Annotated in this window: 13 protein-coding genes; 11 read left to right on the forward strand and 2 right to left on the reverse strand. The window is 70.2% G+C overall.

Annotated features, from left to right (window positions below):
- Positions 1-45 precede the first annotated feature (45 nt).
- From JKJ07_RS08530 to JKJ07_RS08550, 5 genes are read left to right on the forward strand one after another with little or no spacing between them, the layout of a single operon-like run.
- The gene (locus tag JKJ07_RS08530) at positions 46-1,110 is read left to right on the forward strand and encodes an ABC transporter ATP-binding protein (RefSeq protein WP_202990673.1); all 1,065 of its coding nucleotides are present in this window, start codon (positions 46-48) and stop codon (positions 1,108-1,110) included.
- The gene (locus JKJ07_RS08535; RefSeq protein ID WP_202990674.1) at positions 1,107-2,087 is read left to right on the forward strand and encodes an ABC transporter permease; all 981 of its coding nucleotides are present in this window, start codon (positions 1,107-1,109) and stop codon (positions 2,085-2,087) included. The genes JKJ07_RS08530 and JKJ07_RS08535 overlap by 4 nt, the downstream gene beginning before the upstream one ends.
- Before the next feature lie 3 nt (positions 2,088-2,090).
- Positions 2,091-3,161 (forward strand): ABC transporter permease, encoded by a 1,071-nt coding sequence (locus tag JKJ07_RS08540; protein ID WP_202990675.1) that lies wholly within the window; start codon positions 2,091-2,093, stop codon positions 3,159-3,161.
- The gene (locus tag JKJ07_RS08545) at positions 3,162-4,166 is read left to right on the forward strand and encodes an ABC transporter ATP-binding protein (RefSeq protein ID WP_202990676.1); all 1,005 of its coding nucleotides are present in this window, start codon (positions 3,162-3,164) and stop codon (positions 4,164-4,166) included.
- Positions 4,167-4,222: 56 nt separating this feature from the next.
- Positions 4,223-5,611: a GH1 family beta-glucosidase gene (locus JKJ07_RS08550; RefSeq protein WP_202990677.1), complete on the forward strand. Its 1,389-nt coding sequence runs from the start codon at positions 4,223-4,225 to the stop codon at positions 5,609-5,611.
- A 22-nt stretch (positions 5,612-5,633) separates the two neighbouring features.
- Here the strand turns inward: JKJ07_RS08550 and JKJ07_RS08555 are convergent, their stop codons facing one another.
- Positions 5,634-6,872: an ROK family protein gene (locus tag JKJ07_RS08555; RefSeq protein WP_202990678.1), complete on the reverse strand. Its 1,239-nt coding sequence runs from the start codon at positions 6,870-6,872 to the stop codon at positions 5,634-5,636.
- 101 nt (positions 6,873-6,973) lie between these two features.
- Here JKJ07_RS08555 and JKJ07_RS08560 point away from each other — a divergent pair, with 101 nt between their 5' ends.
- The 5 genes from JKJ07_RS08560 to JKJ07_RS08580 all read left to right on the forward strand — a co-directional run bounded on the left by JKJ07_RS08560 (position 6,974) and on the right by JKJ07_RS08580 (position 10,495).
- Positions 6,974-7,804: a class I SAM-dependent methyltransferase gene (locus JKJ07_RS08560; RefSeq protein WP_202990679.1), complete on the forward strand. Its 831-nt coding sequence runs from the start codon at positions 6,974-6,976 to the stop codon at positions 7,802-7,804.
- Between the two features lie 80 nt (positions 7,805-7,884).
- Positions 7,885-8,100, forward strand: a complete 216-nt coding sequence (locus JKJ07_RS08565) for a hypothetical protein (protein WP_202990680.1) — start codon at positions 7,885-7,887, stop codon at positions 8,098-8,100.
- A gap of 124 nt (positions 8,101-8,224) precedes the next feature.
- Positions 8,225-8,539, forward strand: a complete 315-nt coding sequence (locus JKJ07_RS08570; RefSeq protein WP_202990681.1) for a hypothetical protein — start codon at positions 8,225-8,227, stop codon at positions 8,537-8,539.
- Positions 8,540-8,639: 100 nt separating this feature from the next.
- Positions 8,640-9,350 carry a hypothetical protein gene (locus JKJ07_RS08575; RefSeq protein WP_307834171.1) on the forward strand — a complete coding sequence of 237 codons (711 nt, stop codon included), beginning with the start codon at positions 8,640-8,642 and terminating at the stop codon, positions 9,348-9,350.
- Positions 9,351-9,418: 68 nt separating this feature from the next.
- Positions 9,419-10,495 (forward strand): App1 family protein phosphatidate phosphatase, encoded by a 1,077-nt coding sequence (locus JKJ07_RS08580; protein WP_202990683.1) that lies wholly within the window; start codon positions 9,419-9,421, stop codon positions 10,493-10,495.
- On the opposite strand, the gene JKJ07_RS08585 is transcribed toward JKJ07_RS08580, so the two are convergent.
- Positions 10,469-10,651, reverse strand: coding sequence for a hypothetical protein (locus JKJ07_RS08585; protein WP_202990684.1), 183 nt, complete (start codon positions 10,649-10,651; stop codon positions 10,469-10,471). The two genes, JKJ07_RS08580 and JKJ07_RS08585, sit on opposite strands and share 27 nt — an antisense overlap.
- Positions 10,652-10,668: 17 nt before the next feature.
- Here JKJ07_RS08585 and JKJ07_RS08590 point away from each other — a divergent pair, with 17 nt between their 5' ends.
- Positions 10,669-11,331 (forward strand): hypothetical protein, encoded by a 663-nt coding sequence (locus tag JKJ07_RS08590; protein WP_202990685.1) that lies wholly within the window; start codon positions 10,669-10,671, stop codon positions 11,329-11,331.
- Positions 11,332-11,338 lie beyond the last annotated feature (7 nt).

Raw genomic sequence — 11,338 nt, forward strand, 5'->3', positions numbered from 1 at the left:
CGCGGGGAGCGGCATTCCACCACCCCCGCACGAAGGAAGAACGCCATGACGTCGATTCAGGACGCCAAGGCGCCGGCCGGCGAGGTGGTGCTTGAGGCGATCGGCCTGACCAAGCACTTCCCCGTTCGCCGGCGACTGCGCCAATTTTTCACCCGGGAGCAGAACGCGGTCCACGCCGTCGACGACGTGAACCTCACCCTGCGCCGCGGCCAGGTGGTCGCTCTGGTCGGCGAGTCCGGCTCGGGCAAGTCCACGGTGGCCCGCCTGCTGGCCCAGCTCTACCCGCGCACCGGCGGCGACATCCGCCTGCACGGCGAGACGACGAAGGTCAAGGGCGGCGGCGCCTTCCGGGCGTACGCGGCCCGCGTCCAGATGATCTTCCAGGACCCCTTCGCGTCGCTGAACCCGGTGCACACGATCCGGTATCACCTCACCCGGTCGCTCAAGATCCACGGCAACGCGGGCAAGACCGAGGACGACCTCGAGAACGCGCTGCGCGACCTGCTCACCCGGGTCAGCCTGACGCCGGCCGAGCGTTATCTCGACAAGTTCCCGCACGAGCTCTCCGGCGGCCAGCGGCAGCGCGTCGCGATCGCCCGCGCGCTCGGCGCCGACCCGGAAGCCCTGCTGGCCGACGAGCCGGTGTCGATGCTCGACGTGTCGATCCGCCTGGGCGTGCTCAACCTGCTGCGCGACCTCAAGGAGCGCCTCAACCTGGCGATCCTCTACATCACCCACGACATCGCGTCGGCGCGCTACTTCGCCGACGAGACCCTGGTGATGTACGCGGGCCGGATGGTCGAGGGCGGCGACAGCGAGACCGTCACCCAGACCCCCGCGCACCCGTACACCCGGCTGCTGATCGACTCGGCGCCCGATCCCGACCGGCTGGCCGGCGACGTCAACCCGCTGGACGAGGATCGGGGCAACGGCGAGCCGCCGAGCCTGATCCGCCCGCCGTCCGGCTGCCGGTTCCATCCGCGCTGCCCGGCCGCCATGGCCCGCTGCAAGACCGATCTGCCCGTACGCCTGGAGATCGGCGACGTTCCCGGCCACTGGGCCGCGTGCTGGCTGTATGACGAAGCCACCGTGAAAGAGGCCGCGAAATGAAGTACTTCCTCCAAAGAATCGCGTTCTACCTGTTCACCGCGTGGGCCGCGATCACCCTGAACTTCTTCATCCCGCGTCTGGTGCCGGGTGACCCGGTGCAGTCGCTGATCGCCAAGTTCCGCGGCCAGCTCAGCACCGAGGCGATCAACTCGCTGTACGTCCTGTTCGGCCTGGACGACAACAAGGGCCTGTGGGCGCAGTACGTCGACTACTGGAAGCAGCTGTTCCAGGGCGACCTGGGCCTGTCCTTCACGTTCTTCCCGTCGCCGGTCGCGGACATCATCGGCGACGCGCTGCCGTGGACCGTCCTGCTGGTCGGCATCACCACGGTGATCAGCTTCCTGATCGGCACCGGCCTGGGCGTGTTCGCCGGGTGGCGCCGCGGTTCCTGGACCGACGGCCTGCTCCCGGTGACCACGTTCTTCTCGTCGGTGCCGTACTTCTGGCTCGGCATCATCGCGATCTACCTGCTGACCGGCCCGGACAGCTTCTTCCCGTCGTCCGGCGGCTTCGACTCGTCGCTGGTGCCGGCCTGGGACCAGTACTTCATCCCGAGCGCCCTGCAGCACAGCCTGCTGCCCGCGCTGACGATCCTGATCTCGTCGGTCAGCGGCTGGATCCTGAGCATGCGCAACATGATGGTGACGGTGTCGTCCGAGGACTACATCACCGTCGCGCACGCCAAGGGCCTCTCCGAGCGGCGGGTCGCGGTGAGCTACGCCGCCCGCAACGCGTTGCTGCCCAACATCTCCGGCTTCGCGCTGTCGCTCGGCTTCATCGTCGGCGGCACGCTGCTGGTCGAGATCGTCTTCTCGTACCCGGGCCTCGGCTTCATCCTGCTGCAGGCGCTGGGGGCCAAGGACTACCCGCTGATGCAGGGCATCTTCCTGGTCATCACGATCTCGGTGCTGGTCGCCAACCTGCTGGCCGACCTGGCTTACCTGCTCCTCGACCCGCGCACCCGCAAGGAGGGCTGAGCGATGACGATCCCTACCTCGAGCACCGCCCAGGTCATCCCCGGCCAAGGGGCGATGGCCGCACCGGAGGCCGCCAAGCCGGCGAAGGCCAAACGGCAGCGGTTCCTCTTCCTCAAGAACAAGAAGGCCGCGTTCGGCCTGATCATCCTCGGCCTCTACGTGCTGTTCGCGATCATCGGCCCCTGGATCACCCCGTACGACCCGGACGCGCGCAGCAACGACCTGGTGCAGCCGCCGTCGGCCGACCACTGGTTCGGCACCACGCACCTCGGCCAGGACGTGTTCAGCCAGGTGCTCGACGGCACCCGCCCGGTCGTGTTCGTCGGCTTCCTGGCCGGCACCATCGCCACCGTGCTGTCGGTGATCATCGGCATCACGGCCGGCTACCTGGGCGGCAAGACCGACGACACGCTGTCCGCGCTGTCCAACGTGTTCCTGGTGATCCCGGCCATCCCGCTGATGATCATCATTACGTCGATCCTGGACAACGCCAGCAACCTGCTGATCGCCCTGATCATCGGCCTCACCTCGTGGTCGTGGAACGCCCGGGTGCTGCGCGCGCAGACGCTGTCGCTGCGCCGGCGCGACTACATCGAGGCGTCCCGGGCCACCGGCGAGAAGACCTGGCGGATCATCGGCTTCGAGCTGCTGCCCAACCTGACCGCGGTGATCGCCTCCGGGTTCATCGGCACGGTCATCTTCGCCGTGCTCTCCCTGATCACGCTGGCCTTCATCGGCATCGTGTCGGCGGCCGGCTGGAACTGGGGCACGATCCTGTTCTGGGCGCAGGGGCAGCAGGCGCTGGCCCAGGGCGCGTGGTGGTGGTTCGTGCCGGCCGGTCTGGCCATCGCGTTCCTCGGCACGGCGCTCTCGCTGATCAACTTCGCGATCGACGAGTTCGTCAGCCCCCGCCTGCGCAGTGCGGGCAAGACCAAGCTCAAGACGGCCTCCGGCGGCACCGTACGGATGAGGATCGGCTTCACGCCGGTGCTGTCGAACTCGCCCGAGCCGCACACGCGAGCACAGATACACCCTGACGCCATGACCCCCGTGGCCCGAGAGGCGACCAAGTAGATGGAACCCGTCCTCGAGATCCGCAATCTCAACGTCGAGTACGGCCTGGGCGACCGGGCCGTCCGCGCGGTCCGCGACGTCAACCTGACCCTGCACCGCGGTGAGGTGCTCGGCCTGGCCGGCGAGAGCGGCTCCGGCAAGTCGACCCTCGCCTACGGCCTGACCCGCCTGCTGGCCCCGCCCGGCGTCATCACCGGGGGCGAGGTCATCTATCACCCCGAGAAGGGCGACCCGTACGACGTCCTCGGGCTGAGCGACAAGGCGTTGCGCGCGTTCCGCTGGGCCGAGACCGCGATCGTGTTCCAGGGCGCGATGAACTCGCTCAACCCGGTGCACAAGATCTCGACCCAGCTGACCGACGTGCTCAAGGCGCACGACCCCAATATGAGCGAGCACAGCCGCAACGCCCGGGCCCGCGAGATGCTCAAGCTGGTCGGCATCTCGCCCGACCGGATGGACGCGTACCCGCACCAGCTCTCCGGCGGCATGCGGCAGCGCGTCATGATCGGCATGGCGCTGATCCTGCAGCCGCAGGTCGTGATCATGGACGAGCCGACCACCGCCCTCGACGTGGTGATGCAGCGGCAGATCCTGGGCCAGCTGATCGAGCTGCGCGAGCGCCTCGGCTTCTCGGTCATCTTCATCACGCACGACCTGTCGCTGCTGGTCGAGTTCTCCAACCGGATCGCGATCATGTATGGCGGGCGGATCGTCGAGGAGGCGCCCGCGAGCACGATCTATCGGGACGCCCTGCACCCGTACTCGAAGGGTCTGCTGAGCTCTTTCCCGGCGCTGCGCGGGCCGCGCCGCGAGCTGGCCGGCATCCCCGGTTCGCCGCCCGACCTGGCCGGCATGCCCACCGGCTGCTCGTTCCACCCCCGCTGTCCCAAGGCGTTCGAGCCGTGCTCGACGCACATCCCGGTGCTCGGGCGCCCGGACAGCCCGGACGGAGCCGCACGTTCCGTCGCGTGCTGGCTGCATCCCACGGAGCAACCCGTCGGATGAAACGGGGCCGGTCACTGAAAAGTGGCCGGCCCTCTCCAATCCCCAACTGGAGTGTCATGAACCCCACCACCACCAAGGTCCCGCTCGCCACCGGCCTGCCGCCGAAGTTCCTCTGGGGCGTGGCCACCGCCTCCTACCAGATCGAGGGCGCGGTGGCCGAGGACGGCCGGACACCGTCCATCTGGGACACGTTCTCGCGGCTGGACGGCGCCGTGGCCAACGGCGACAACGGCGATGTGGCGTGCGACCACTACCACCGGATGCCGCAGGACGTGGCGCTGATGAAGAGCCTCGGCGTCGACAGCTACCGGTTCTCGGTGGCCTGGCCGCGGGTGCAGCCGGGCGGCCGCGGCCCGGTCAACCCGGCCGGTCTCGGCTTCTACGAGCGCCTGGTGGACGAGCTGCTCGAGAACGGGATCGCCCCCTGGGTGACGCTCTATCACTGGGACCTGCCGCAGGAGCTCGAGGACGCGGGCGGCTGGCCCAACCGGGACACGGCCTACCGCTTCGCCGACTACGCGATGCTGGTCTTCGACAAGCTGCAGGACCGGGTCGACACCTTCACCACCATGAACGAGCCGTGGTGCTCGGCCTGGCTCGGTTACCACATCGGTGTGCACGCGCCCGGCCGCCGGGAGTTCGACGCGTCGCTGGCCGCGACCCACCACCTGCTGCTCGGCCACGGCCTGGCCACCCAGCGCATGCGGGCCGCCGAGACCCGGCCCCACACGTACGGGATCACGCTGAACATGGGGACGGCGGACCCGGCGGCCGACACCGACCTCGATCGCGACGCGGCCCGCCGTGCCGACGGGATGGGGCTGCGGCTCTATCTGGACCCGCTGCGCAAGGGGGAGTACCCGGCCGACGTGGTCGCGGACCTGGCCGCCCGCGGTTCGGCCATGCCCGTACGGGAAAACGATCTTGAAGTTATCTCGACGCCGCTCGACGTGCTGGGCGTCAACTTCTACTTCGGACAGGACTTCTCCGGTACGGACGTCGACGGCAGCACGCGGGACGCGGACGGCGAGCCGGTCGTCCGGGCCGTGCTGCCGGGCACGACTCGTACGGCGATGGACTGGCCGATCACGCCGGAGCGCTTCACCCAGCTCCTCGTGCGGCTGCACCGCGACTACCCGGGCCTGCCGCTGATCATCACCGAGAACGGCGCCGCCTTCGACGACCGGCCGGACGCGTCGGGCTACGTCGCGGACGACGACCGTACGGAATATCTGGCCTCGCACATCGCCGCGGTGGTGGACGCGCGGGAGCAGGGGGCGGACGTGCGCGGCTACTTCGCGTGGTCGCTGCTCGACAACTTCGAGTGGGCCTACGGCTACGACAAGCGGTTCGGCATCGTGCGCGTCGACTACGAGACGCTGGAGCGTACGCCCAAGCAGAGCGCCCTGTGGTTCCGCGACTCGATCGCCGCCCTGCGCGCCTGAGAAGTCGCGGCCGGGCCCGTCGTCAGCGGCGGGCCCGGTCACCCGGACGACGCTGCCGCGGGGTGAAGGCCAGCACCGGTTCGGCCGTCTCGGCCAGGCCACCCTCGGCCAGCAGCTGCGCGACCGGCAGCGTGGCCGCGCCCATCGCGACCGCGTCGGCGCCGAGCTCGCAAATCGTGATGGTGGTCTGCCCGTACGGCCGGCGCAGCGCGTGCCGGGCCGCGGCCTCGCGGATCTCGGGCAGGAACCGCGCGCCGAACGCCGCCCCCGGATCGCCGCCGAGCACTATCCGCTCCGGACTGAACAGGTTGATCAGGTCGGCCAGCCCGGCGCCCAGATAGCCCGCCGTCTGCTCGAAGACCTGCCGCGCGGCCCCGGTCAGCGGCTCCTCACCCAGGTGGCGGTGCAAAAGCCCTTTCCCGTACGGTTCCCCGGTCGCCGCGGCCAGCCGGTGCCCGATCCGGTCGGCCCCGATGTACGCCTCCAGGCAGCCCCGCGCCCCGCACCGGCACTCGTCACCGTCGTAGATCAGGGTGGTGTGCCCCCACTCGCCGGCGTTGCTGTTCGCCCCCCGGTAGTAGCTGCGCCCGTCCATCACCACGGCCGCGCCCACCCCTGTACCGATCATGACGATGACCGCGTGCCGGGCGCCGCGGCCCGCGCCGAACCACATCTCGGCCTGCCCGTGCGTCTTGGCGCCGTTCTCCACGAAGATCGGCACCTCGGTGCCGGCCCGCAGCATCTCGCCCAGCGGCACCGAATCCCAGCCGGTGGACTGCGAGTCGACCACCCCGTCGCGATCGACCACGCCCGGCACCCCGACGCCGAAACCCAGCACGTCGGCCGGGGCGACGCCGGTCTGCTCGAGCACCTGGCCCAGGCCGGTCAGCACCCGGCCCGCGACCTGCTCGGGCTCGTCGTCGTGGTCCAGGGTCACCGCGGCCAGCCGGGTCATCTCCAGGTCGTACAGCTCGACCAGCACGCGCGTCTCGCCGACCTCGGCGCCCACCACGTAACGGAAGCCGGGGCGGACCCGCAGCAGCACGCGGGGGCGGCCGCCGTCGGAGCCGACCAGCCCGGCCTCCTCGACGATGCCTTCCTCGATCATCTCGCCGATCAGGTTGCTGACACTGGCCTGGCTCAGGGCGGTGCTCGCGGCGAGCTGCTGGCGGCTCTGCAGGCCGCCGTGGAAGAGGTCGGTGAGCAGGCTGGAGCGGTTCGCCCTGCGCACGTCACGCACCGTCGTACGCCTGGTCTCCACCCTCGCACCCCGCTTTTCGATGATCCTCCGCCAGGCCATCCAACCTCAGCCGGCCCGAAAATCGTAAGCCGACGGTATTCACGGCGGCATATCGTGCCCGAGTGACCGACTATCGCGACCTGAATCGCGCCAACTGGGACGATCGCGCCGCCGCGCATGCCGCTTCCCCCGGCTATGCCGTCGACCGTTTCGCCGCCGACCCGGCCTACCTGAGCGAGGTCGTGCGATTCGACCGGCCGCTGCTCGGCGACGTCGCGGGCCTGCGCGGTGTCCACTTGCAATGCCACATCGGCACCGACACGGTCTCGCTGGCCCGGCTCGGCGCCACGATGACCGGCCTCGATTTCTCGGCGAAGTCGCTGGACGAGGCCCGGCGCATCGCGGCATTGGCGGGGGTCGATGTGCCATTCGTGCAGGCCGATGTCTATGACGCGGTGGCCGCCGTGGGGGACGGGTACGACCTCGTCTACACCGGGGTCGGCGCCCTGTGCTGGCTGCCGGACGTGAAGCGGTGGGCGGCAACGGTTTCCGCGTTGCTCAAGCCGGGCGGGCGGCTGTTCATCCGCGAGGGCCACCCGATCCTGTGGGGTCTCGACTACGACCGTGACGACGACGTGATCGCCCTCGTCTACCCGTATTTCGAGATGCCGGAGGGCCTGATCTTCGACGAGGGCGGCACCTACGTCGAGACCGACGTCGAGTTCAAGCACAACAAGACGGTGGAGTGGAACCACGGCCTCGGCGAGATCGTGACCGCGGTGCTCGCGGCCGGGATGACGCTGACCGGCCTGGCCGAGCACACCAGCGTGCCGTGGGAGGCGCTGGAGAACGGCCGGATGCGCGACATCGGTGACGGTGAGTATCAGTTGGCCGACCGTCCTGAGCGCTTGCCCCACTCGTACACGTTGCAGGCAGTGAAGAACCCCGTTTAGAGATCAAACGGATCGGGGTATCTCCGGCGTCAATCCCCACCGCATTTCCGGCGTCAATCCCCACGGCATAGGAGGCCCCGATGCGCGCAGGCTCGATCGGCGGGCTGATTCTCATCATCTGGCTCGTGCTGGGCGGCGTGGCCGCCTACGAGCGTGGCTACTTCTCCGACACCAGCAACACCAGCTGTGCCGAGTTCGGCACGATCGCCGTCACCACCATCGCCGGCCCGCTCAACTGGGCCGGCGTCAACCCGAAGATCACGTGCGACGTCGACGTGCCCGAGCCCAGCAAGTAGGCAGCATCCGCATGGCGCCGGCCCCATGGCCGGCGCCATCGTCGTATTCGGGTGATTTGTCCCCGACCGGCCGTAACTCGGATGAGCCGTGCGCGTTCCGGGGGGAAAAGGTAAGTTGAGTCGTGTGACGGCCGTGGCGCGAGTGCTTCCCCGGGATTGGGACGGGCATCGCTTGCTGCGCTTCCTGGCCGGGCTGGCCATGCTCGCCCTGGCCTTCGCCGCTCACCTCGCCCCGGCCCCGGTCGAGGCCGCCGCGCCCGCGCCGGTGGCTGCTGTGGCCAGTGTGACGCAGGATGTTCCCGCGGCGGTCGTCGTTCCCGACGCCCCGCCGATGCCCGGCCTGCCGGTTCTGGTCGTGGTCGCGGTCACCGTCGTTCTCGCCGGCGTCGCGCTGCGGGTCCGGGCCGTCCGCGGTCCGCCCTCGGTCCGGCTCGTCTGACCGCACCGGCAGCCCCGCGCTGCCCGTGGCGTAACTGCCGCTTGCATTCCAGCGTCCCGGGAGATCCGCGTCCGCATGTGAGGTTGCGATGGAAAGCGCCGTGCAAAGCTTTTTCGTCTCCATTCCCCAGGCCGCCGTTTTGTGGCTGGTCATCCTGCTCGCCATCGCCGTGGCGGCGGTCTATGTGGCGCTGCCGCGCTCGGCCCCGCCCCAGCCGCTGACCCCGGCCCAGCGCGACAAGCTGCGCTTCGCCGACGAGGTCGCCGTGGCGGCCGATCGCGCCGCGGCCACCGCGGCCCGGTTGCGGGCCGAGTGGGCCACCGCCCAGGAGCAGGTCGACGCCGCGTTCGTGGCCTTCACCGAGGCCGACCGCCGGGCCCGCGAGACCACCCGGGCTGCCGCGTTCCCGCTGATCAGCAAGCGCCGCAAGCCGGGCGAGAACGCCGACCGGCAGCGCTATCTGCACCACGCCGCGATCGCCGCCTGCCGCAACCGGGAGCTTTCGATCGCCCAGCTCAACGACGTGCTCGCGCACCGCGGCTGGAACCCGCGGCTGCATCCGGTGGTGCAGGAGGGGTTGCTGCGCCAGGCGATCCGCGAGCACCGCCTCGCGCAGTACGAGGACGCCCAGAAGCTCGAGCAGGCTGCCTGGCACGAATCCGAGCTGGCCGCGGAGGCGCTGCGCAGCCTGCGGGCCGAGGCCGCGGCGGCGATCGTGCGGGCCGGCCGGGCCGAGGAGCCGGCCGGTGACGAGTGGTTCGCCGACCAGTGGGCGACCGGTGAGATGCCGGCCACCAAGGCCTATGCGTGAGCCTCCCCTGTGGAGACGGGACGTTCGCCCGCGACTGACAGGTTAGGCAGGTACCGTAACCGGGCAGAATGACCGCCGATACCTTATGGGCAGGGGGCCTGAGCGTGGCATCAACTCCGGCGGGCGGGCAACCGCCTGTAATCCGGATGCACCGGGCCGCGCGGGTGGAGGACGCCCTCCACGAGATCGTCGAGCGCCGGCTGCGCAACCGGGGCTGGCGGCCGGTGATCACGGCCTACACGGGCTACGGCGCGCCGGGCTGGGCGCGCGTGATGGCTCGTGTGGTGCTCACCCGCGGCACGCAGAGTCGCACGCTGGAGAAAGTCCGCGGCTGGCGCAGCTTCACCAGCTCGCCGGTCAACAACGCGGTCGTCAAGATCCAGATAGGCGACAGCATCACCGAGACCCGCACCGACCGCAGCGGTTACGTCGACACCCGGGTCAAGGGCGACCTGGAGCCGGGCTGGGGCAGCGTCCGGCTGTTCACCGAGGGCGCGGCCGCGGTCGAGGCGCCGATCCGGGTCCTCGACCCCGAGACCAGGTTCGGGCTGATCAGCGACATCGACGACACGGTCATGGTCACCGCGCTGCCGCGTCCGCTGCTCGCCGCGTGGAACACGTTCGTGCTCGACGAGCACGCGCGCATGGCCGTGCCGGGCATGGCCGTGCTCTACGAGCGGCTGATCACGGCCAACGCGGGCGCGCCGGTGTTCTACCTGTCGACCGGCGCCTGGAACGTGGCGCCGACGCTGACCCGGTTCCTGTCCCGCCATCTCTATCCGGCCGGGCCGCTGCTGCTGACCGACTGGGGGCCCACTCCCGACCGCTGGTTCCGCAGCGGCCAGGAGCACAAGCGCACCACCTTGCAGCGGCTGTCCCGGGAGTTCCCGAACATCCGCTGGCTGCTGATCGGCGACGACGGGCAGCACGACCAGGAGATCTACTCCGAGTTCGCGCACGCCCACCCGGAAAACGTGGCCGCCGTGGCCATCCGGCGCCTGTCGCCCACGCAGTCGGTGCTGGCCGGCGCCATCCCCGGCCCGTCGGGCGAGGCGGAGGCGGTCGGCTCCGGCGGCAAGACGTGGTTCACGGCGCCGGACGGGGCCGGCCTGTGGTCGCTACTCCGCGATACTGATGTCGTCTGACTCCGCGGACGCCGCCTCGGCGACCCGCTGGTGCAACCGGTCACGGATCTCATCGGGGGTGTATTGCCGGCGTTTGCGCTCGGAACGCGCCACCACGACGCCCGTCGCCGCGACGCCCGCCAGACCGGCCAACCCCACTACCTTCCACCAACGCATCACTTGAGGATAGACACGTGGACGCCGCCATCAGCCTCGATGAGGCCATCGACCTGACCCGGACCGGGGACATCTGGATCTTCCGCGGGCGCACCGGCGCCGACCGGGCCATCCAGACGCTGACCAACAGCCCGGTCAATCACGTCGGCATGTCGATCGTCGTCGAGGACATGCCGCCGCTCATGTGGCACGCCGAGCTGGGTAAGTCGCTGCCCGACCTGTGGTCCGGCACGTTCCAGCGCGGTGTCCAGCTGCACGACCTGCGCGACGCCGTGACGGTGTGGGCACACCGGTACGGGCAGCGGGGCTGGCTGCGTCAGCTCGAGCCCGGCGTGGGGAAGGAGATGGAGGACAAGGCCCTCAAGACGGTGGCCCGCCTCGACGGCACGCCGTTCCCGTCGTCGGCCCAGCTGGCGTGGCGCTGGGTGCGCGGCCGGGTCCCGCAGGTGCGGCCCCGCTGGCGCATCCGCGGCGGCAAGGGCCCGGCCACCGAGGCGGCGCTCGAGACGGCCTACTGCGCCGAGGTGGTCGCGGTGACGTACGAGGACATGGGTCTGCTGCCGCGCGGCAAACAGCCCAACTGGTACGACCCGGGCCGCTTCTGGAGCGGCGACGACCTCGACCTCAGCGACGGATTCACCCTCTCGGACGAGATCGAGGTGGACATCCCGGCCGGTTAGGGCCACG

The sequence above is a fragment of the Paractinoplanes lichenicola genome (assembly GCF_016785085.1).
Classification (GTDB): Bacteria; Actinomycetota; Actinomycetes; order Mycobacteriales; family Micromonosporaceae; genus Actinoplanes; species Actinoplanes lichenicola.